This is a genomic window from Neorhizobium sp. T6_25 (genome assembly GCF_002968555.1).
In the GTDB taxonomy this organism is placed as follows: Bacteria; Pseudomonadota; Alphaproteobacteria; order Rhizobiales; family Rhizobiaceae; genus Neorhizobium.
Map to the genome: position 1 here is coordinate 122,981 of NZ_PVBL01000009.1, position 22,258 is coordinate 145,238.

Sequence of the window (22,258 nt, forward strand, 5' to 3'; positions counted from 1 at the left end):
GATGCCCGTTTCTGGGCCTGGCATTTCCGCTCCGGCCGGTTCCCGACTGGAAACCGGGCCGCAGGGAAAACGCCCTCGCAAGGTGCTTTCGTCGCGCAATATCATCGTCTACGGCGCGCTCGGCCTTGCGGCAATTTATTACCTTATTCCTCTCTACGTGATGGTGGTCACCTCGTTGAAGGGCATGCCGGAAATCCGTCTCGGCAATATCTTCTCGCCGCCGATGGAGATCACCTTCGAGCCCTGGGTGAAGGCCTGGGCGGAGGCCTGCACGGGCTTGAACTGCGACGGCCTTTCGCGTGGCTTCTGGAATTCGGTCCGCATCACCGTGCCGTCGGTGATCGTGTCGATCGCGATCGCTTCGGTGAACGGTTATGCGCTCGCCAATTGGCGGTTCAAGGGCTCGGAGATCTTCTTCACGATCCTGATCGTCGGTGCCTTCATCCCCTATCAAGTGATGATCTATCCGATCGTCATCATACTGCGCGAAATGGGCCTCTACGGCTCGCTCTACGGCCTCATCCTGGTGCATTCGATTTTCGGGATGCCGATCCAGACGCTGCTGTTCCGCAACTATTTCGTCTCCCTGCCGGAGGAACTGTTCAAGGCGGCCCGCATCGACGGGGCGGGGTTCTGGCAGATCTATTTCCGGATCATGCTGCCGATGTCGCTGCCGATCTTCGTCGTCTCGATGATCCTGCAGACCACCGGCATCTGGAACGACTTCCTGTTCGGCGTGGTGTTCACCCGCCCGGATACCTATCCGATGACCGTTCAGCTCAACAACATCGTCAATTCTGTCCAGGGTGTGAAGGAATACAACGTCAACATGGCGGCGACGCTGCTGACGGGTGCGGTTCCGCTGATCGTCTATTTCGTTTCCGGCCGGCTTTTCGTCCGCGGTATCGCGGCCGGCGCAGTCAAGGGGTAAGCCTGATGCTCAACAATGTTTCCGCGCGCACTCAGAGCAGCGTTTCCATCCGCGAACTGTCGCTGTCCTTCGGCTCGGTGACGGTGCTCGAAAATCTCAACCTCGACATCCATGATGGCGAATTCCTGGTCCTTCTCGGCTCGTCCGGCTGCGGCAAGTCCACGCTCTTGAACTGCATTGCCGGACTTCTCGAGCCGACCGAAGGCCAGATCTTCATCAAGGACAAGAACGTCACCTGGGAGGAACCCAAGGACCGCGGCATCGGTATGGTGTTCCAGTCCTACGCGCTCTATCCGCAGATGACGGTCGAGAAGAACCTCTCGTTCGGCCTTCGGGTCGCCAAGGTTCCGAAGGACGAGATCGATCGCCGCGTGGCACGCGCCTCCGGCATCCTGCAGATCGAGCCGCTCTTGAAGCGCAAGCCCTCGGAGCTCTCCGGCGGCCAGCGCCAGCGCGTCGCGATCGGCCGGGCGCTGGTGCGCGATGTCGATGTCTTCCTGTTCGACGAGCCCTTGTCGAACCTCGACGCAAAACTGCGCTCCGAACTGCGCGTCGAGATCAAGCGCCTTCATCAGGCGCTCAAGAACACGATGATCTACGTCACCCACGACCAGATCGAGGCGCTGACGCTGGCCGACCGCATCGCCATCATGAAGAGCGGCGTCATCCAGCAGCTCGACGATCCGGTGACGATCTACAATCGCCCGAAGAACCGCTTCGTCGCGGGCTTCATCGGTTCGCCATCCATGAATTTCCTGACCGGCGAACTGGTGGATGAGGGCGGCCGCACCGTCTTCAAGACCAATGGCGTCAGCTTCTCGCTCGACGGTTACGATGCTTACGAGCCGCTGAAGGGCGGGCGCAAGGTCATTCTCGGCGTCCGTCCGGAGCATATCAAGGTGGACGGCGATATCGCCGGCGGCGAAGTGCATGAGGCGGTGGTCGATATCGAGGAGCCCATGGGCGCCGACAACCTGCTCTGGCTGAAACATGCAGGCCACGTGATGTCGGTTCGCATCGGCGGCGCTCGGCGTTATGCCGTCGGCGCCAAGGTGCGCCTCGCCTTCGACATGACCATGGCTTCGCTGTTCGATGCTGGAACGGAAGAGCGGATCTGATGTTTGCGTGCAGTCAGTCTGATGGGGGCCGGTTACGCTTGCGCCAGGCGGTACCCCTCTCTGTCCTGCCGGACATCTCCCCCTCAAGGGGGGAGATCGACTCGTGGCAACGTCTCACCATCCTCGATGCTTACGATGGGAGTGGCGGGGGCGCGCCCAGCCGATCTCACCACGTGAGGGGGAGATGGCCGGCAGGCCAGAGGGGGGCTGGTCTGGCACAGCGTAAACTCTCCGGACCGGCGCAATGATCACGATCGACCTATCCGGCCCCTGGCAGCTCGCATCTGCCGACGGAACGCATCGCACGCAGATGCCGGTTCCGGGCGACGTTCACACTGCGCTGAAGACGGCCGGCATCATTCCCGACCCGTATTTCGGGCGCAACGAGAACGATGTGCAATGGGTCGCAAATGCAGACTGGACGATCGAGAGGCGCTTCACGCTCGATGAGCCCGCAGGCGCCTGGTATCTCGACATCACCTATCTCGATACGGTCGCGACCGTCTTCGTCAACGATGTCCCGGTCCTTCAGGCAGACAACTGTTTCCGCCGTTACCGACCGGACGTGTCGAAGGCGCTGAAGGCTGGCGAGAACACGGTCCGCATCCTTTTCCGTTCCAGCATCGCCGAAGGTGCGGAGCGGCAGGCGCGGCAGCCGTTCTACATTCCCTATTCCACGACCAATTCGCCGATCCCGAACGGCAATATGCTGCGCAAACCGCAATGCCATTTCGGCTGGGACTGGAATGTCGCCCTGGCGCCGCTCGGCCTCTACGGCGAAATCGCGCTGAAGCGGCTCGAAACCGCCCGTATCGAACACGTCGTCACCAACCAGAGACATGAGGCGGGCGCGGTCGATCTCGTCGTAACGGTGACGCTTTACGCTGAAGGGCAGGGCGTTCTGCCGGTCTTCTTTTCGCTCGGCGAAGAACGGGTTCGGCTCGATTGCGGCGTGCGCGCCGGCGAAATCACGGTGACGCACGTTTTTCATATAGACGAGCCGGAATTCTGGTGGCCCTCCGGCAGTGGCGAGCAGGCGCTCTACGAATTGACGGTCGGCACCCCCACCGAAGCCATCACCCGCCGGATCGGCATCAGGACGGCCGAACTGCTGACTGATCCGGACGAAGCGGGCAGCCGTTTCGCCTTCCGTATCAACGGCCGCGAGATCTTCTGCCGCGGCGCGAACTGGATTCCCGCCGACGCGCTGTTTTCCCTCGCGAGCCGGGAGAAAACCGAGGATCTGCTGCGCTCCGCCGTCGATGCCAACATGAACATGATCCGGGTCTGGGGCGGCGGTTTTTATGAAGCGGACTGGTTCTACGATCTCTGCGACGAACTCGGCCTGATGGTCTGGCAGGATTTTCAGTTCGCCTGCAACCTCTATCCCTCGACATCGGATTTCCTCGAAAACGTCGCCGCGGAAGTCGAATACCAGGCCCGCAGGCTGATCTCGCATCCCTCCATCGTGCTCTGGTGCGGCGATAACGAGCTGGTCGGCGCACTGACATGGTTTCCGGAATCCCGTGAGAACCGCGACCGCTACCTCGTCTCCTACGACCGGCTGAACCGCGTCATCGAACAGGCGCTCGAAAGGGCCGCGCCAGACGCCATCTGGTGGCCGTCCAGCCCCGCATCCGGCTATCTCGATTATGGCGATGCCTGGCATGCGGACGGCTCCGGCGACATGCATTACTGGTCCGTCTGGCACGAGAACAAACCGTTCGCCGACTACCGCTCCGTTCGCCCGCGCTTCTGCTCGGAATTCGGTTTCCAGTCCTATACGTCACTGCCGGTCATCGAGACCTATGCCGCGCCTAAGGACATGAATATCGCCTCGCCGGTTATGGAGCATCACCAGAAGAATGCCGGCGGCAACGAGCGCATCGCCGGCACGATGTTCCGCAACTTCCGCTTTCCGACGGATTTCGCCAATTTCGTCTATCTCAGCCAGGTGCAGCAGGGATTGGCGATCAAGACTGCCGTCGATTTCTGGAGGTCGCTGAAGCCGCATACGATGGGTGCGCTCTACTGGCAGCTCAACGACACCTGGCCAGTCGCCTCCTGGTCGAGCCTCGATTACGGCGGCAGCTGGAAAGTGCTGCACTACATGGCGAAGCGCTTTTTCCAGCCGGTCACAGTTGCGGCGATCCCGTCAGACGACGGCCAGGAGATCCGGTTCTCGCTCGTCAATGACACAGCCGTCGATGTGACGGTGACCCTCAATCTGTCGCTCCTGACGCTCCAGGGCGAGCGCAGCTCGCTTCGGAGCATCGAAGCCGTCTGCACACCCGCTGCAGCCGTCACCGGGCTCACCTTGCCGAGCGCGGATATTCCCGACGAGTCGGTCCTTGCCTGGAGCTTTGCCGCGTCGAACGGCATGGCCGGCGAGGGGCATCATGTGCCGGGCAGCTACAAGGCCCTGGAGCTCGAACCGGCAAGGCTTGAGCTTGCCGTGTCTCCATCCGGTGACGGAGCTTTTGACCTCGTCGTCAAGGCTGACGGCCTTGCGCTTTTCGTGCTGATCGAGAGCGGTACGGCCGGCCGTTATTCCGACAATGCTTTCGATCTCGCCAGCGGCGAAAGCCGCAGCATCCGCTTCACGCCCGCCGCGCCGACGGACGCGATCCCGCAATTCCGCATCTACGACCTCTATTCCTGCCACGCAGCAGGCGAGGGTATTATCAAGGGAGGATCACTATGACGAAACTCGGTTTTCAGCTTTATTGCGCCCGCAACTTTCCGCCGCTCGCAGATGTCCTGAAGAAGGTTGCGCAGGCGGGTTATACCGAGGTGGAAGGGTTTGGCGGAATTTACGCCAATCTCGACGAGTTGTCGCTGAAGACGCTCAAAGGTGATCTCGATGCCAACGGCCTGACCATGCCCACCGGTCATTTCGGCATCGACCTTCTGGAAAAGGAGCCGGAACAGGCGCTGCTGATCGCCAGGACGCTCGGCGTCGAGGCGATCTATTGCCCGCATCTGCTTGCCGACCAGCGCCCGACCGATGCCGCCGGATGGTTCGCCTTCGGCCAGCGGCTGCAAAATGTCGGCAAACGCTATTGGGATGCCGGATACACGTTCGGCTGGCATAACCATGACTTCGAGTTCAAGACGCTGCCGGACGGCTCGACGCCGCAGGAACAGCTCCTTGCCGGCGGTCCTGACCTTGCCTGGGAAGCGGATATCGCCTGGGTCATCCGCGGCGGCGCCGATCCGTTCGCCTGGATCGAGAGCTACGCCAAGCGGATCACCGCCGTTCACGTCAAGGACATCGCGCCGGCCGGCGAAAACGCGGACGAGGATGGCTGGGCCGATGTCGGCCACGGCACCGTTCCGTGGAAGGACCTGATGGCGGCGCTGAAGAAGACGTCCGCAAAACATTACGTCCTCGAACACGATAACCCGAAGGACCTCGACCGGCTTCTGACGCGCTCGATCGCTTCCTTCAAGACCTATTGATCACAGATTTTTCGGAGTTTTCCATGCCCAAGGAACTTGGCGTCGGCATCATGGGATGCGGCAATATTTCCACGACCTACTTCAAGCTGTCGCCGCTCTTCAAAGGCCTGAAGGTTCTCGCCTGCGCGGATCTCAACGCGCAGGCAGCCCAAATGCGCGCCGAGGAATACGGCGTCAAGGCACAGTCGATCGAGCAGATGCTTGCCAATGACGAGCTCGACGTGATCGTCAACCTGACCATCCCGGCGGCGCATTTCGCGGTCTCGAAAGCAATTCTCGAAGCCGGCAAGCACGTCTATTCGGAAAAGCCCCTCGTCATCACGCTGGAGGAGGGCAAGGCGCTGCAGGCGCTTGCCAAGGAGAAGGGCCTGTCGGTCGGCTGCGCGCCGGACACCTTCCTTGGCGGCGCGCATCAGCTCGCGCGCAAATATATCGACGAGGGCGGTGTCGGGCGCATCACGTCAGGCACCTGCCACGTAATGAGCCCGGGCATGGAAATGTGGCATCCGAACCCCGGCTTCTTCTTCCTCGAAGGCGGAGGGCCTATCCTTGATCTCGGCCCCTATTACATCGCCAACCTGATCAACTTGATCGGCCCGGTGAAGCGGGTCGGCGCACTCACCTCCATGGCGAGCCCGACGCGCAATGTCACCAGTGAGGGACCGTTTAAAGGACAATCGATCCCGGTAGAGACGCCGACTAACATCCACGCGCTGCTCGAATTCGTCAACGGCGCGACGATCACGCTGTCGGCCAGCTGGGATGTCTGGTCGCACCGCCACGCCAACATGGAACTCTACGGCACCGAGGGCTCGATCTTCGTGCCCGACCCGAACTTCTTCGGCGGCACGGTCGAGGCAAGCGGCCGCAACAAGGATGTCCAGCCGCTGGAGCCCTGGGGTCACCCGTTCGGCATCGACAATCAGGAACATCCGCAGGGGCCGCGCGCCAACTACCGCACGGCCGGTCTTGCGGACATGGCGATAGCGCTGATCGAGGGGCGCGATGCCCGCTGCTCGCTGGAGCGCACGCTCCACGGCGTCGACGTCATGACCTCGATCCTGAAATCCGGAGAGGAAGGGCGGTTCATCGAGCTTTCGACCACCTGCACCCAGCCGGCGGCGCTTGGCATCGACGAGGCGCTGGCGCTTCTGCGCTGATCGGCTATGAATGCGGCGCGCACCGTTTGAGACACCGGCGCGCCGCACTTCATTCGGAGGATTTCGATCATGACCTGGCAACCCGCGTCCAACCGCTACGAAACCATGAAGTACAACCGCTGCGGCCGTTCGGGACTGAAGCTCCCGGCGATCTCGCTTGGCCTCTGGCACAATTTCGGCGACGACACGCCCCATGAACGCAAGGTCGCGATCGCCCGCAAGGCCTTCGATCTCGGCATCACCCATTTCGATCTCGCCAACAACTATGGGCCTCTGCCCGGCAGCGCCGAGACCGCCTTCGGTCAAATTCTCCGCGAGGATTTCAAGGGGTACCGCGACGAGCTGATCATCTCGTCGAAGGCCGGCTACAACATGTGGCCCGGTCCCTATGGCGAATGGGGCAGCCGCAAATACCTGATCTCCTCCTGCGACCAGAGCCTGAAGCGGATGGGCCTCGACTATGTCGATATCTTCTATTCGCACCGCTTTGACCCGGATACGCCTCTCGAAGAGACGTGCGGCGCGCTCGATCATATCGTCCGCTCGGGCAGGGCGCTCTACGTCGGCATCTCGTCCTACAATTCGAAGCGCACCCAGGAAGCGACCGCGATCCTGAAGGAGCTTGGCACGCCGATCCTCATCCACCAGCCGAGCTATTCGATGATCAACCGCTGGGTCGAGGAGGATGGCCTGCTCGACACGCTGGAAGACCTTGGCATCGGCTCGATCGTCTTTTCGCCGCTCGCCCAAGGCATGCTGACCTCGAAATATCTCGGCGGCATTCCGGAAGACAGCCGAGCCGCGCAGGGCAAGTCGCTGCGGCCGGCCTTCCTGAACGACCGGAATATCGCCAATCTCAAGGCGCTTAACGCGATCGCCGAAAAGCGTGGCCAGACGCTGGCGCAGATGGCGCTCGGATGGGTCCTGCGCGGCGGCCGGGTGACCACGGCGCTGATCGGTGCCAGCCGTCCGGAACAGGTCGAGGACTGCGTCAGGTCGCTCGACAATCTGGAATTCACGGCGGCCGAACTCGCCGAGATCGACACCCATGCCAAGGATGCCGACATCAACCTCTGGGCCAAGTCGGCCGAGCGGGCAGGGCCGCAACGCTGATCCCGCTGCCCGGCGGCGCCGGCCGCCGGGCATTGTCATATGTCATTGGGAGGAAGACAGGACATGATCCACAACCCCATCCTGCCGGGCTTCAATCCCGATCCGTCCATCTGCCGCGTCGGCGAGGATTATTATATCGCCACCTCGACCTTCGAATGGTATCCGGGCGTGCAGATCCATCATTCGCGCGACCTGGTGAGCTGGACGCTCAAACGCCGGCCGCTGGAGCGTGCGAGCCAGCTCGATATGCGCGGCAATCCCGACAGCTGCGGCATCTGGGCGCCGTGCCTCTCCCATTCCGACGGGCTGTTTTTCCTGGTCTATACGGACGTCAAGCGCCTCGACGGCAATTTCAAGGACGCTCATAACTACATCGTCACCTCGCCGACCATCGAAGGCGAATGGTCCGATCCGATCTATGTGAACTCCTCCGGCTTCGACCCGACGCTCTTCCATGACGATGACGGCCGCAAGTGGTTCCTCAACATGCAATGGAACCACCGCACCGAAAGTTATGGCGGCGCGCCGAAACATCCGGCCTTCGACGGCATCCTGCTGCAGGAATGGGATTTCGAGACGAGGGCGCTCAAGGGGCCGATCAAGAACATATTTGCCGGCAGTTCGCTCGGCCTTGTCGAGGGCCCGCATGTGTTCAAGCGTAACGGCTGGTATTACCTGACGACCGCGGAGGGCGGCACCGGTTACGACCATGCTGTCACCATGGCCCGCTCGCGCTCGATCGACGGCCCCTACGAGATGCATCCGCAAACGCATCTCATCACCTCGAAGGACCATCCGAAAGCCGTGCTGCAACGTGCCGGCCATGGCCAGTACGTCGAAACGCCGGATGGCCAAGCCTACCACACCCATCTCTGCGGCCGGCCGCTCGCCCCGCAACGCCGCTGCACGCTCGGCCGCGAAACCGCGCTGCAGCGCTGCATCTGGGAGGACGACTGGCTCTATCTCGCCCAAGGCGGCGTCGTGCCGGATGTCGACGTGCCCGCACCGGGCGATGCCAGGCGCATCGAACAGCCTGCCCGCATCGAGCGTTCATTCGACGACAAGGCCCTGCCGCCGGAATTCCAGTGGTTGCGCACACCTCATCCGGAGCGCCTGTTCAGCCTGACCGAGCGTCCCGGTCACCTGCGCTTTTTCGGCCGCGAGAGCATCGGTTCCTGGTTCGAACAATCGCTCGTCGCCCGCCGGCAGGAACACCATTCCTTCCGCGCCGAGACCGTGGTCGAGTTCTCGCCCGAGACCTACCAGCAGGTCGCGGGGCTGACGCATTATTACAATCGCCACAAGTTCCATTCGCTGGTGGTGACGCTGCATGAAAAGCTTGGCCGCGTGGTGACGATCTTCTCCTGCCCGGGTGATTTTCCGCATGGGCGCATGAGCTTTCCGGTGGGGAGCGGCGTTTCCGTCTCCGAGGGGCCGGTGCATCTCGCGATGGAGATCCGTGACAACGACCTGCAGTTCCTCTGGCGCGCCGGCGGCTCCAACGAGTGGCAGGAGCTTGGCCCGGTGCTCGACGCCGGCGTCATCTCGGACGAGGGCGGCCGTGGCGAACACGGCTCCTTCACCGGCGCATTTGTTGGCCTCTTCGCCTTCGACACCTCGGGTAGGGCGAAGACTGCGGATTTCAACTATTTCGTTTATGAGGCACTAATGCAGTAAATTCTAAATATCAGGAAGCCAGCGGAACACCTTAATTTCATTACGAAAATGTAATGCATCAATTCAGAAACGGTTCATCATTCGGATCCTAGTTTCCTGGCGTGCTCAACACGAGGAGACATCCGATGAAAAAGTTCTTTGCAATCCTTCTTTCTGCAACCGTGCTTACCGCTCCGCTTGCCGCCCAGGCGCAGGATCGTCATTCCGGTCCGGATCGGACCAGGACCGTGACCCGCACGGTGACGGTTCAGAAGAAGGTCGTAGTGGTGAAGCCGCGCTGGTCGAAGGGTCATCGCATGACGGCCGCCGAACGTCGCCGCATGGCGGAAATCCGCGATTACCGCCGTTACCGCCTCTCGGCTCCGCCGCGCGGTTATCACTGGGTCAGGGTCGAAAACGATTTCCTGCTGGTCGGCGTCGCAAGCGGCGTGATTTCGAGCTTCATCGCGGCTCGCTGAGAAAGATCGGCCTGCGGGGGTATTTTGCTTTCCCGCCCGCAGGCCTCACACATTCGCCGCTATGCGACCGGCGATCGTGCTTTCGGTGGCTGGTCTCAGGTCCTTTGGGACAGGCATTCCTTCATCGAGCGGGCAAGTCCGCGCATCAGCTCGAAATAAAGGCCGGAACCGGATTTCAGCGTCGCTGCTTCCGGATCGAGCGTCCCTGAGCGGGCAGGCGTGCCTTCGGTCACGACCGCCACCAGCTTGGGCTCGAACTGCGGTTCGGCGAAGACGCAGGTGGCGCCCAGTTCCTTCACCTTCTTCTGGATCTGGTCGACCCGTTCCGCGCCGGGCATGGTCTCCGGGCTGACGGTGATCGAACCGGCTACGCTCACCCCATAACGATGCTCGAAATACTGATAGGCGTCGTGGAAGACGATGAAAGGCTTGTCCTTGACCGGCGCGACCGTCGCCTTGATCTCGGTATCGAGCGCGTCGATATCCTTCATCAGCCTGGCGCCGTTTGCCTGATAGGCGGCGGCATTCGCCGGGTCGGCACTGACCAGCGTCTTTTCGATTTCCGCCGCCATCGCCTTGGCATTCATCGCATCGAGCCAGAGATGTGTGTCGAAGCCGCCATGGTCGTGATGGTCATCGTCGTGGTCGGCATGGTCGTCGGCGGGCTTTGCATGGTCGCCATGTTGATGGTCGTCATGCTCCGCTTCTCCCGCTTGATGCCCGTCGTCATGGGCCTCGAAGGCGCCGCTTTCGCGGAAGGGGAGTTTTTGCAGTCCAGGCGCATCCCCCAGCTCGATCACCGTTGCCGAACTCGCCAGCGAATCCAGCGGCTTTTCGAGGAAGGCCTCGATGCCGGGGCCGATCCAGAAGATCACCTTGGCGCCTTCGATGGCGGCCGCGTTGGAGGGCTTCAGCGAGAACGTGTGCGGCGAGGCGGCGCCATCAACGATCAGCTTCGGCTCGCCGACGCCCTTCATGATGGAGGCGACAAGCGAATGGATCGGCTTGATCGAAACCACCACGTCTGGTGCCGCAACGCCGGGGCCAGCACCGATGGAGAACACCGCGGCGGAGAGGAGGGAAATCGAAGCCGGCTTCATGCTATGTCCTTGCATCGTAACGTAATGTTATTACATCAATTGCGTTATGCTATAACGTGTGTCATAGCCATTGACAACAGGGAATCCGGAAAAACATGCTGATGTCCAATCGGGCTCGCGCCCCCAAAACCGAAAGCCAATTGGTATCGCTTGCCAATGCCGGCATTCGCCGGGATGGCCGATGGCTGGTGCGGGGCGTCGATTTCTCGATCCGCCGTGGCGAGGTCGTGACGCTGATTGGCCCGAACGGCGCAGGCAAGTCGACGACCGCAAAGCTTGCCATCGGTGTGCTGCGCCCGGACGAAGGATCGGTTGCAAGACTGTCCGGCTTGCGCGTGGGCTATGTGCCGCAGAAACTGTCGATCGACTGGACCATGCCGCTTTCCGTGCGCCGGCTGATGCGGCTGACCGGCCCGCTTGACGATACCGATCTTCTGGCGGCGCTGGCATCGACCGGCATTTCACATCTCATCGATGCCGAGGTCCGGCACCTCTCCGGCGGGGAATTCCAGCGGGCGCTGCTTGCCCGCGCGATCGCCCGCAAGCCGGACCTGATGGTGCTCGACGAGCCGGTGCAGGGTGTCGACTTTGCCGGCGAGAGCGCGCTTTACGACCTGATCCGCTCGATCCGGACCACGACCGGCTGTGGTATCCTGATGATCTCGCACGACCTGCATATGGTGATGGCGGGAACCGATACCGTGATCTGCCTCAACGGCCACGTCTGCTGCCGCGGCACGCCGGAAGTGGTGAGCCAGAGCGCCGACTACCTGAAACTCTTCGGCAATTCTCGTTCGCTGGCGGTCTACAACCATCATCACGATCACACCCATCTGCCGGACGGCCGGGTCATGCATGGCGACGGTTCGGTCACCGATCACTGCCATCCCGATGACGGACATCATCATCACGATGGGCATGATCACGACCATTCCGACCATGACCATCATGGCGGCCACCATCATGGCGACCATGCCGAGGCGAAGGGAGAGGGCCGTGTTTGACGACTTCTTCACCCGCGCTCTCGTTGCCGGAATCGGTGTGGCGCTGACAGCCGGTCCGCTCGGCTGTTTCGTCGTCTGGCGGCGGATGGCCTATTTCGGCGACACGATGGCCCATTCGGCGCTGCTCGGCGTGGCGCTGTCGCTGTTCTTCCAGATCAACCTGCTGATTGCCGTCTTCGGCGTCGCGGTCGTCGTGTCGCTGCTGCTTTTGGCGCTGCAGCGGCGGCAATCGCTGTCGGCGGATGCGCTGCTCGGCATTCTCTCCCATTCGGCTTTGGCGATCGGCCTCGTGCTCGTCGCGTTCATGACCTGGGTCAGGATCGACCTCATCGCCTTCCTGTTCGGTGATATCCTCGCCGTGACGCGCACCGATATCGCGCTGATCTGGGGCGGCGGGGTGCTTGTGCTGGCGGCGCTCGTCTGGCTCTGGCGGCCGCTGATCGCATCCACGGTCAGCGAGGATGTGGCCGAAGCCGAGGGCATGAAGCCGGCGCAGACGCGGCTGCTCTTCATGCTTCTGATGGCGCTGGTTATCGCCATCGCGATGAAGATCGTCGGCATCATGCTGATCACCGCGCTTTTGATCATCCCTGCGGCGACTGCGCGGCGGTTTTCGGCAAGTCCGGAGCTGATGGCAGTGCTCGCCTCGCTGATTGGCGCACTCGCCGTGGTCGGCGGCCTGTTCGGCTCGCTGCACTATGACACGCCGTCCGGCCCTTCCATTGTGGTCGCGGCGCTCTTACTTTTCATTGTAAGCCTGCTTCCCGCAGCGGGTAAAAACACGGCCGAAAAGGCCGGCAACCAAGGAGTGCGATGATGAACGCACCAGTTTCGACCCCGACATCCGCTCCGGCGCTGACCAAAAACCAGTCGCTCGTCTTCGACGTTCTTGACCGCGCCGATGCGCCGATCAGCGCCTATACTATCCTCGACCGGCTGCGCGACCACGGTTTTCGCGCCCCGCTGCAGGTTTATCGGGCGCTCGACAAGCTTCTCGAATTCGGCATGGTGCATCGGCTCGAAAGCCTCAACGCCTTCGTCGCCTGCGCCCATCCAGAAAGCGAATGCTGCGGCAAGGGGCACGGCCACGGGCATGGCACGGTCGCATTTGCGATCTGCGAGAGCTGCGGCCATGTCTCGGAATTCCACGACCACGAGGTCGATCACCGCCTCGGCGCCTGGGCGAAGAGCAAAAACTTTAAGCCTGCCAAGACAACGATCGAAATCCGCGGATTGTGCGGCGCTTGCGCCGCCTAAAGAAGCCGAAGGTCGCGGGCGAACCGCTTCCAGTTGGCGACGTAGCGGACCGCCGACTGTTTCAGCTTCTCGACCGCCTCGTCGTCGAGCACCCGCATCACCTTTGCCGGCGAACCGACGATCAGGGAATTGTCGGGAAATTCCTTGCCTTCGGTGACTAGCGCATTGGCGCCGACCAGGCAGTTCCTGCCGATTTTGGCGCCGTTCAGGATCGTCGCGCCCATGCCGACCAATGAGTTGTCGCCGATCGAGCAGCCGTGGATGATCGCATGGTGGCCGATCGTGCAGTTTTCGCCGATCGTTGCCGGATAGCGCGGATCCGTGTGGATCATCACGCCTTCCTGGATGTTCGAACCCTTGCCGACGACGATCGGCTCGTTGTCGCCGCGCAGCACCGAGCCGAACCAGATGCCAACATCCTCGCCGAGGTCGACCTTGCCGATGATGATGGCATCCGGGGCCAGCCAGAAACGGTCGGGGCCGGGGGTCTTCGGCTTGAACTCTCCGAGTGCGTAGATCGGCATGGTTTCCTCCCTGTCGCGGTTTCGTCAGGCGACCGTCAGCGACAGCGTTCCGACGCCGTCGATGCCGCAGGTGACCTTGTCGCCGCGCACCACGGCGCCGACGCCGGCCGGCGTGCCCGTCATGATCACGTCGCCGGGGGCGAGGACGAACAGTTTCGACAGTTCGGCGATGATCTCCGGCAGTTTCCAGATCAACTGATTGAGATCGCCCGACTGTTTTCGTGCGCCGTTGACGTCGAGCCAGACCGCGCCTGCCTGCGGATGACCGATCTGTTCGGCCGGGACGAGGGCCGAGACAGGGGCCGATTTCTCGAAGGCCTTGGCGGCCTCCCACGGACGGCTCATCTTCTTGGCGACATCCTGCAGGTCGCGGCGGGTGAAGTCGATGCCGACGGCATAGCCGTAGACGTTGGACAGCGCGTCTCCGACCGGAATATCAGCGCCGCCGCCCGAGAGCGCAACGACCAGTTCCACTTCATGGTGAACGCTGGAGGAGAGCGGCGGGTAGGGAAAGGTCTCGCCGTTATAGATGTTGTCGGCATTCTTCTGGAAAAAGAACGGAGGCTCGCGGGTTGGATCGCCGCCCATTTCGATTGCGTGGTCGGCATAGTTGCGGCCAACGCAATAGACCCGGCGCACCGGAAAGCGCTCCGTCACTCCCTCGACCGGCAGAAGAACGGTTTCGGGCATGGGGATCACGGTCGCAAGCATGGAAGATATCCTGGAAAACTGTGGGCACGGGGCGATGAAGACGGTGCCCTTTGTCTTCCAATTCGCTGATTAATCCTAGCACTTTTTCAAGACCCGAGGAAAAAGCTCGCACCCCGCTGCGGAAGGTTTCATCACGCGCAATTTCAACCCCGGATGGTTCATGCTAGGTTATTTCAGTGATTCGTTGAATAAGCGAGCCAGGGCTTTTGGAGGCCAATTTCGTCAAGAAGAACGCATGATCTGTGGCCTCTAGGCGGCCTCACGAATAAAAGTTGGATATTACAACGGCTGAGCTGCGGGGCTCATTGTATCGAGTGTTAGGTTCCAAAGCCGGTGCCAGAATGGGGCTAACTGGTTGTCGACACAGCAGATACTCACCGGCGACTTCCTGGCGGGCGGTGGCGAAATGGCCGAGCTTGTCCGGACAAAGGACTGGAGCGACACACCGCTGGGGCCGATCGATCAATGGCCCCAAAGCCTCAGGACAACCGTCAGCCTTTGTCTCGCCTCGAATTTTCCGATCAACGTGATCTGGGGCGACGACAACATCCAGATCTACAACGACGGGTATCGCACCGTGTGCGGCGAGGCTCATCCCCGCGCGCTCGGGGAGGATTACGGCGTCACGTGGTCGAGCGCCTGGCCGGCGATCGGCGAACCTTTTCGTCAGGCGCGTGAGGGCCATACGTCGTTCCTCGAAAACCAGCGGATGTTTCTGACCCGCAACGGTTATCTGGAGGAAACGTTCTTCACCTTTTCGCTGTCGCCGATCCGGGACGAGACGGGCGAAATCGGCGGCCTGTTTCATCCGGTGACAGAGACGACGGCGACTATGCTGTCGGAGCGGCGAACCCGCGCACTTAGGGATCTGAACGCCAGTCTGGCTTCGGCAGTGGACATGGACGACCTGTCTCGGCGAACAGTCGAGGTTCTTTCACAGTTCGAGTTCGACCTGCCGCTTCTGCTTCTCTACCATCTGTCCCCCGATGGGAGCACCTATGGGTTGGCGGCGCATCACGGTTCGCCGGTTCGCCGCCTCGCATCCATCGCCACCATCGACGCACACTCCACCACTCCCTGGCTCATGGCGAAAGCGTTGACACCAGATGGCCCGCTGGGGATCATTGAGTTTTCCGATCTCTTCAAGGGCGCAGGGCCTTACGAGGAGCCCCCGGAGCGGGCGCTCATTCTTCCCATCACGGTTCCCGGACTTGAGTTGCCGACGCTCCTGGTGGTGGCCGGCGCCTCACCACACCTTTCGACGACAGCTATATGGGCTTCTACGAGCTGCTTTCGACGGCGATTACTGCAGCCGTCGCCGCCGTGCGGGCCCGTACCGACGAGCGGCGGCGGGCCGAAGCGCTGGCGGAAATCGATCGCAGCAAGACCATGTTCTTCTCGAACGTCAGCCATGAGTTCCGCACGCCGTTGACGCTGATGCTCGGGCCGCTCGCCGACGTGCTTCAGCAGCCCGAGGCGCTTTCCTTCGAAGACAGGCAGCGAATTCTTGTCGCCCAGCGCAACGGCCACCGGCTGTTGAAACTGGTCAACACGCTCCTGGATTTTTCCAGGATGGAGGCCCAGCGTGTGCAGGCCTCCTTCGAGCCGATCGATATCGGCAGCCTGACCGCGGAACTGGCATCGAATTTCAGGTCGGCGATCGAACAGGCCGGGCTGAGGCTGGTTGTCGATATCGCAAACTTGCCCCAGCCGGTCTATCTCGACCGGGATCTCTGGGAGAAGATTGTCCTGAACCTGCTTTCCAACGCGTTCAAATTCACGTTCGAGGGGGAGATAAGCATCGGCGTGAGGGCGTCGGACGACAGGGAGCGGGCCGAAATCACGATCCGCGACACCGGTACGGGAATTGCGCCTGAAGAACTGCCGCGCCTGTTCGAGCGCTTTCACCGCATCGAGGGCGCCAAAGGAAGGTCATTCGAGGGCTCCGGCATCGGGCTCGCCCTGGTGCAGGAACTGGTGCATCTTCAGGGCGGAGAAATCCGTGCCGAAAGCCGGCTTGGCGAAGGCACGTCCTTCTCGATCTCGATCCCCTTCGGAAAGGCGCATATAACTCCGGAACAGATGCGAAGTTCTGAGCCGGTCGAGGGCAACGTCGGCAGACGCCAGGCTTTCGTCGATGAAGCGATGTCGTGGCTGCCGACAGGCGCTGCCGCGCCCGCCCCGTCGATACCGCCGGCCGAGGGTACGGAGACGGCCGAAACGCTTGCTCCGACGGGACATGTCCTCCTGGCCGACGACAACGCAGATATGCGTGCCTATGTGGAGCGGCTGCTGTCGATATCCGGCTTTACGGTCGAGACGGCGGCTGACGGCGAGGCGGCGCTAAGCGCCGCGCGCCTGAGGCGGCCGGACCTCATCGTTTCCGACGTGATGATGCCAGGGCTCGACGGGTTTGGTCTGCTGTCGAGGATACGGGCGGATGGCGAACTCAAGGATACGCCCTTCATCCTGCTGTCGGCCCGGGCCGGCGAAGAGGCGAGGCTGGAGGGTATCGCCGCCGGGGCGGACGATTACCTGGTGAAGCCCTTTTCGGCCCGGGAACTGGTGGCGCGGATTGCGGCCTTGGTCAGGCTGTCGCGGGATCGGCGCGAGACGCTTTTGCGAGAAACCGCCGCCCGCCTTCGTGAGCTGAATGCGGATCTGGAGCGCCGCGTTCTGGAACATTCGCGCGAGCGGGGACGGACGTGGAAATATAGCCCGGACCTGCTCTCGGTGATCGATTTTGCCACCGGTGTCTTCGAAAAGACCAATCCCGCCTGGAAGAAAACCCTCGGTGTGGACGAGGAGGAACTTCTGGGCACGCCGTTGCGGGCGCTTCTTCATCCGGACGACGTCGTTGCGAGCGAAACTGCGTTCCAGGCTGCGCAAAACGGCCTGCCCGTGCTCCACTTCGAAAACCGATGCCTGACCCGGGAAGGCGACTATCGCTGGCTCTCCTGGGTGGCGGTCGTCGTCGATGACAAGCTCTATTGCAGCGCCCGCGACGTCACCGACCACAAAACGCGCGACGACGAGCTGAGGAAAACGCAGGAGACGCTGCGCCAGGCCCAGAAGATGGAGGTGATCGGTCAGCTGACAGGCGGGGTCGCGCATGATTTCAACAACCTCCTGATGGTCATCTCCGGCGGATTGGACGTTCTCGACAAACGCGACGATCCGGTGCGGCGGGAGCGTATCAAAAGCGGCATGCTGCAGGCGGTCAATCGGGGAGCGTCGCTCACCAGGCAATTGCTGACCTTCGCCAGGCGGCAGCCATTGAAGCCGCAGCCTGTCGATCTTCGCCATCAGATTTCCCAGATGCGCGAACTTCTCGACCGGACGCTCGGCGGGGACATCACTATCGAAGTCGACGTCGATGCGGGCGTGTGGCCCGTGCAGGCGGACCCGTCGGAACTCGAACTCGTGCTTTTGAACCTTTGCGTCAATGCCCGCGACGCAATGCCGGCGGGCGGTACGATCGTCATCAGCGCTTCCAATTCCGTCGTCGATGCGTCGGGCAAACGTAGCGACGTTGTGAAGATCACCGTCGCCGATGGCGGTATCGGAATGCAGCCCGAGGTTCTCAAGCGGGTGTTCGAGCCGTTCTTCACCACGAAGGAAGTTGGCAAGGGATCAGGATTGGGGCTTGCGCAAGTTTACGGTTTCGTCGAGGCTTCCGGCGGATCGGTCGAGATCCGCAGCGAACCCCGGGTCGGAACGACCGTGGAGCTTTGGCTTCCCCGGTCGATCCAGGCGGCGTTCGAGGCGAGCGGCAACCATTCGTCCCGCAGCCAGGGGGAGGCGGACAGGAGCGTCGCCGGAAAAATCCTGGTCGTGGAAGACGACGACAGCGTCGCGATGCTGGTCAACGACATGCTCGACCAGCTCGGCTATTCCGTAACCCGCGTCGACGGGGCAGCCGCCGCGTTGAGCGTGCTCGCATCCGATGTTGAGCCGGACTTGATGTTTTCCGACATCATGATGCCTGGCGGCATCAATGGGGTGGATCTCGCCAAGGAAGTCAAACAAAGGCATCCCACACTGCCGATCCTGCTCACATCGGGTTATGCGGACATGCTCAAGAGCGCCGCGACCGCGCAAGGCGTGGACATTTTGCCAAAACCCTACAGTCTGCGGCAGCTTTCGGAGGCTCTCCGGGCAACGATCCCGGACGCCAGGGAGTAGACACCCCGACGATTGCCGGGGGGCCGATCGAAGCGCCGTTGTGCGGACTTCATGTTTGGATTGCTCTGCGCGCATAGTGCGTCGGTGGCAATCCGACAACGCGGGTGAATGCGACGCTGAACGCGCTGGCGGAACTGTATCCGACACGTTCGGCAATCTCCTTCATGCCGCCGTCGCCACGCCGCAGAAGGTTCTTCGCCAGAGCCATGCGCCACGAAAGCAGGTACTCCATCGGGGTGACGCCCATGGCGCGGCGGAATCGATCGAAGAAGGCGGAGCGGGAGAGGGCGGCTTCCTGGGCCAGTTGCTCCACCGTCCAGTCCTGGGTCGGATCTTCGTGCATCCGACGGATCGCGACCGCCAGCCGTCCATCGGTCAGTCCGCGCAGAAGCCCGGGCGGCGCTGCGGTGCCTGCCGTGGATCGGAGCGCCTCGATGAGCAGAACTTCCAACAGGCGCGCCAGGATCATGTCCCGCGCAGGCCGCTGTTCGCGAGCCTCTTCGCGCACCAGCTTTACAAGGGTCGCAAGCCGCCTCTCGCCGCGAACGTGCACGAGTTGGGGCAGGAGCGACACCAGCAGGGCAGCGTCCGGCGACCCGAAGACAAAACGGCCGACCATCAACCGGACATCGGGCGGCCCATCCGGATTACCGTGTCTTATTTCATCCGCCAACTTGGTGACGGTCAAGGGATCCACGCCCTCCGACGGCATCGGTTCCAGGTTCGACATGCTGAAGCCATAGGCCGACGGGATCAGAACGAAGTCGCCCTCCCGCAGGTCGATCGGTTCCTGTCCGTCGACGGTCAGGCGCGACGAACCTTCGAGGATCACGCAGTAGAAGGGCTGTCCCGATTCCAGGCGCTGAACACACCAGGCGCCGGCGCCGCTGACGAGCTTCGTCGAGGGGACGCTGGGTTGGAGCAATGTCACCACTTCAGCGAATGGATCGACCATTTCAGGACCTTCACGAATGAGAACCGGACTTCCGATTATAGTCAGTCCAGCCTCGGCGGTCTAGATTTCAGGTGCTGCAAAACACATGAAGGAGCCGCCATGAAAACCGTTCTCATCACCGGTTGCTCGTCCGGATTCGGTCTGGAGATCGCCAGGTATTTCCGCGACCGCAATTGGAAGGTTATCGCGACGATGCGGTCGCCGCGCGAGGATATTCTGCCTTCCTCCGAGCACCTTCGGATACTCGCCCTCGACGTCACCGATCCGGAAAGCATTCGCCGGGCCATCGATGCCGCCGGACCAATCGACGTGCTGGTCAACAATGCGGGCATCGGCTGGCTGAATGCCCTCGAGGGCACATCTATGGATATCGCCCGGGAGATCTTCGAGACGAACACTCTCGGGACTATGGCGGTGACACAGGCGGTCCTGCCTCAATTCCGGCAACGGAGAACCGGCGTCGTGGTGAACGTGGCGTCGAGCGTGACGTTGAAGCCGATTCCGCTGCTTTCCGTCTATACTGCGAGCAAGGCTGCGGTGGATGCTTTCACCGAGGTGCTGGCGCTGGAACTCCAGCAGTTCGATGTGCGGGTGCGACTGGTACAGCCGGGAAGGGCGCCCGACACCTGTTTCGGGGATAATGCGCGCTCCCGCATGCAGACACAGGGTGGCTTCCCCGAAGCGTATGCCGATCTGGTACAAAGCGTGTTCGCCGAATGGGAGCAGGACCAGTCGGCTGTCACCCGGCCGCTCGATGTGGCCGAGGCAGTCTGGCTTGCGGCAACCGATCCGTCGTCGCCGGCTCGCATTCCCGCCGGCGACGACGCCGTGGCACTGGCTGGCTGAGACTGGCGCCAACTATCTTTCAAGCGCCACGAACTGGCTTGCCGCGGAGGCCCCTCCGCGACAAGTCGACCTTCTGGCCAAGGTTGCACCTATGGCAGCAGATCCGCCAGGCTGTAAAACGCCGCCGATATCGCGGCAGTTGCCGGCATAGTCACGATCCAGGCGATCACGATGTTGCCGGCGAGACCCCAGCGTACCGCCGAAACCCGCCTTGCGGCGCCGACGCCGACGATCGCTCCTGTGATCGTGTGGGTCGTCGAGACGGGAATGCCGAGCCAGGTCGCTCCGAACAGGGTCAACGCTCCGCCCGTCTCGGCGCAGAAGCCTTGCGTCGGGTTGAGCCTGGTGATCTTCGAGCCCATGGTATGGACGATCCGCCACCCACCGAAGAGCGTGCCGAGAGCCATGGCGGATTGGCAGGAGATCACCACCCAGAAGGGCACGTAGAAGGTCGAACCGAGATATCCCTGGCTGAACAGAAGCACCGCGATGATGCCCATCGTTTTCTGCGCGTCATTGCCGCCATGGCCGAGGGAATAAAGCGAGGCGGAGATAAACTGCATCACGCGGAATGTCCGGTCCACCGCGAACGGCGTTTGCCGGACGAAGAGCCAGGAAACCAGGAGCACGAGCACCAGGGCAAGCAGGAAGCCGATGGCCGGCGAGAGGAAAATCGCACCTACCGTCTTCCCGAGACCGCTCCAGACAATCGAACTGAAGCCGACCTTTGCCAGGCCGGCGCCCACCAGCCCGCCGACGAGCGCATGCGAGGAACTGGACGGAATTCCGAAAATCCAGGTGAGAATATTCCAGATGATTGCCCCCATGAGGGCGGCGAAAATCACCTGGGGTGAAACGATCCCCGGATCGATGATGCCCGTGCCGAGCGTTTCCGCCACGTGCAGGCCGAAGAAAAGGAAGGCGATGAAATTGAAGAACGCCGCCCAGGCGACCGCATATTGCGGCCGCAGGACGCGGGTCGAGACGATCGTCGCGATGGAATTGGCCGCATCATGGAGACCGTTGAGGAAATCGAAGAACAGGGCGAGTGCGATCAGCCCGAAGAGAAGTGGCAAGGCGAGAGACATATCCATCAAACGTTCTCGATAACGATGCCGCTGATCTCGTTGGCGACATCCTCGAAACGGTCGACGACCTTTTCCAGTTCGCCGTAGATCTCGCTGCCGATCATATAGGCCATCGCATTCCCGCTTGCCCCGTGACGTCGGTATAGGTCTTTCAGGCCCTGGTCATGAAGATCGTCCGACCGGCCTTCCACGCGGGTGATCTCCTCGGCGATCGCGGCAAGACGGTGAGCATTGGAGCCCACCTTGTTGAGGAGGGGGATCGCTTCCGAAATGAGATCCGCCGCCTTGACGATTTCGCCACCCATCTGCTGCATCAGCGGATCGAAGTCGGACTGCTCGAACAGCCGGATCGTCTTGACCGTTTTATGCATCATGTCGATCGCGTCATCCATCGACTGGATGAGATCCTTGATGTCGCCGCGGTCGAAGGGCGTGATAAAACTCCGCCGGACGGCGAGAAGAACCTCCCGCGTGATGTCGTCGGCCTCATTCTCCAATGCGACGATCAGCTCGCAGTTCTTCTCGATCTCGTTGCCCTTGAGGAGCTGGTCAAGCGCGTGGGCTGCTGCAACGACAGTTTTGGAGTGCTGGGAAAACATTTCAAAGAAACTGTCTTCACGCGGCATCAGCTTCCGAAAAATACTCATCATACCGTGCGACCTTCCATGC

20 protein-coding genes are annotated in these 22,258 nt (G+C 61.9%); 14 read left to right on the forward strand and 6 right to left on the reverse strand.

Annotation, left to right across the window (positions count from 1 at the left end):
- Position 1 precedes the first annotated feature (1 nt).
- From C5L10_RS14760 to C5L10_RS14800, 8 genes are all read left to right on the forward strand, one after another.
- Positions 2–931, forward strand: coding sequence for a carbohydrate ABC transporter permease (locus C5L10_RS14760; protein WP_046636422.1), 930 nt, complete (start codon positions 2–4; stop codon positions 929–931).
- A gap of 5 nt (positions 932–936) precedes the next feature.
- A complete protein-coding gene (locus C5L10_RS14765; RefSeq protein ID WP_046636290.1) occupies positions 937–2,049 on the forward strand; it encodes an ABC transporter ATP-binding protein in 1,113 nt (370 codons plus the stop codon).
- Between the two features lie 244 nt (positions 2,050–2,293).
- On the forward strand, positions 2,294–4,753 hold the full coding sequence (locus C5L10_RS14775; protein WP_105430298.1) for a glycoside hydrolase family 2 protein: 2,460 nt from the start codon (positions 2,294–2,296) through the stop codon (positions 4,751–4,753).
- Complete coding sequence (locus C5L10_RS14780) at positions 4,750–5,511, forward strand: sugar phosphate isomerase/epimerase (protein ID WP_105430299.1); 762 nt, start codon at positions 4,750–4,752, stop codon at positions 5,509–5,511. The genes C5L10_RS14775 and C5L10_RS14780 overlap by 4 nt, the downstream gene beginning before the upstream one ends.
- A gap of 23 nt (positions 5,512–5,534) precedes the next feature.
- A complete protein-coding gene (locus tag C5L10_RS14785) occupies positions 5,535–6,671 on the forward strand; it encodes a Gfo/Idh/MocA family protein (RefSeq protein ID WP_105430403.1) in 1,137 nt (378 codons plus the stop codon).
- A gap of 69 nt (positions 6,672–6,740) precedes the next feature.
- Positions 6,741–7,784, forward strand: a complete 1,044-nt coding sequence (gene mgrA, locus C5L10_RS14790; RefSeq protein WP_105430300.1) for an L-glyceraldehyde 3-phosphate reductase — start codon at positions 6,741–6,743, stop codon at positions 7,782–7,784.
- Between the two features lie 63 nt (positions 7,785–7,847).
- Positions 7,848–9,461: a glycoside hydrolase family 43 protein gene (locus C5L10_RS14795; RefSeq protein ID WP_105430301.1), complete on the forward strand. Its 1,614-nt coding sequence runs from the start codon at positions 7,848–7,850 to the stop codon at positions 9,459–9,461.
- A gap of 125 nt (positions 9,462–9,586) precedes the next feature.
- Positions 9,587–9,919 carry an RcnB family protein gene (locus tag C5L10_RS14800; protein WP_105430302.1) on the forward strand — a complete coding sequence of 111 codons (333 nt, stop codon included), beginning with the start codon at positions 9,587–9,589 and terminating at the stop codon, positions 9,917–9,919.
- A gap of 95 nt (positions 9,920–10,014) precedes the next feature.
- On the opposite strand, the gene C5L10_RS14805 is transcribed toward C5L10_RS14800, so the two are convergent.
- Positions 10,015–11,019, reverse strand: coding sequence for a zinc ABC transporter substrate-binding protein (locus C5L10_RS14805; RefSeq protein ID WP_105430303.1), 1,005 nt, complete (start codon positions 11,017–11,019; stop codon positions 10,015–10,017).
- 95 nt (positions 11,020–11,114) lie between these two features.
- Between C5L10_RS14805 and C5L10_RS14810 the strand changes: the two genes are divergently transcribed.
- The 3 genes from C5L10_RS14810 to C5L10_RS14820 are packed head-to-tail and all read left to right on the forward strand — an operon-like array spanning position 11,115 to position 13,280.
- Entirely contained in the window at positions 11,115–12,023 is a 909-nt protein-coding gene (locus C5L10_RS14810; RefSeq protein ID WP_105430304.1) for a metal ABC transporter ATP-binding protein, read from the forward strand.
- Complete coding sequence (gene znuB, locus C5L10_RS14815) at positions 12,016–12,840, forward strand: zinc ABC transporter permease subunit ZnuB (protein ID WP_105430305.1); 825 nt, start codon at positions 12,016–12,018, stop codon at positions 12,838–12,840. Before C5L10_RS14810 ends, znuB begins: the two co-directional genes overlap by 8 nt.
- Positions 12,840–13,280: a Fur family transcriptional regulator gene (locus tag C5L10_RS14820; protein ID WP_105430404.1), complete on the forward strand. Its 441-nt coding sequence runs from the start codon at positions 12,840–12,842 to the stop codon at positions 13,278–13,280. Before znuB ends, C5L10_RS14820 begins: the two co-directional genes overlap by 1 nt.
- Here the strand turns inward: C5L10_RS14820 and C5L10_RS14825 are convergent.
- Both C5L10_RS14825 and C5L10_RS14830 read right to left on the reverse strand, forming a co-directional pair.
- Complete coding sequence (locus C5L10_RS14825; RefSeq protein ID WP_105430306.1) at positions 13,277–13,804, reverse strand: gamma carbonic anhydrase family protein; 528 nt, start codon at positions 13,802–13,804, stop codon at positions 13,277–13,279. The genes C5L10_RS14820 and C5L10_RS14825 overlap by 4 nt on opposite strands.
- Positions 13,805–13,828: 24 nt before the next feature.
- Complete coding sequence (locus tag C5L10_RS14830; protein ID WP_105430307.1) at positions 13,829–14,515, reverse strand: fumarylacetoacetate hydrolase family protein; 687 nt, start codon at positions 14,513–14,515, stop codon at positions 13,829–13,831.
- Positions 14,516–14,921: 406 nt separating this feature from the next.
- Between C5L10_RS14830 and C5L10_RS34320 the strand changes: the two genes are divergently transcribed.
- Positions 14,922–15,947: a hypothetical protein gene (locus tag C5L10_RS34320; RefSeq protein WP_245448006.1), complete on the forward strand. Its 1,026-nt coding sequence runs from the start codon at positions 14,922–14,924 to the stop codon at positions 15,945–15,947.
- Positions 15,948–15,952: 5 nt separating this feature from the next.
- Entirely contained in the window at positions 15,953–18,700 is a 2,748-nt protein-coding gene (locus C5L10_RS14835; protein ID WP_245448012.1) for an ATP-binding protein, read from the forward strand.
- A 49-nt stretch (positions 18,701–18,749) separates the two neighbouring features.
- On the opposite strand, the gene C5L10_RS14840 is transcribed toward C5L10_RS14835, so the two are convergent.
- Positions 18,750–19,655: an AraC family transcriptional regulator gene (locus tag C5L10_RS14840; RefSeq protein ID WP_105430308.1), complete on the reverse strand. Its 906-nt coding sequence runs from the start codon at positions 19,653–19,655 to the stop codon at positions 18,750–18,752.
- A gap of 99 nt (positions 19,656–19,754) precedes the next feature.
- Between C5L10_RS14840 and C5L10_RS14845 the strand changes: the two genes are divergently transcribed.
- On the forward strand, positions 19,755–20,501 hold the full coding sequence (locus tag C5L10_RS14845) for an SDR family oxidoreductase (protein WP_105430309.1): 747 nt from the start codon (positions 19,755–19,757) through the stop codon (positions 20,499–20,501).
- An 89-nt stretch (positions 20,502–20,590) separates the two neighbouring features.
- On the opposite strand, the gene C5L10_RS14850 is transcribed toward C5L10_RS14845, so the two are convergent.
- Both C5L10_RS14850 and C5L10_RS14855 read right to left on the reverse strand, forming a co-directional pair.
- Positions 20,591–21,595 carry an inorganic phosphate transporter gene (locus tag C5L10_RS14850; RefSeq protein WP_105430310.1) on the reverse strand — a complete coding sequence of 335 codons (1,005 nt, stop codon included), beginning with the start codon at positions 21,593–21,595 and terminating at the stop codon, positions 20,591–20,593.
- Positions 21,595–22,239 (reverse strand): DUF47 domain-containing protein, encoded by a 645-nt coding sequence (locus tag C5L10_RS14855; protein WP_046636276.1) that lies wholly within the window; start codon positions 22,237–22,239, stop codon positions 21,595–21,597. Before C5L10_RS14855 ends, C5L10_RS14850 begins: the two co-directional genes overlap by 1 nt.
- Positions 22,240–22,258 lie beyond the last annotated feature (19 nt).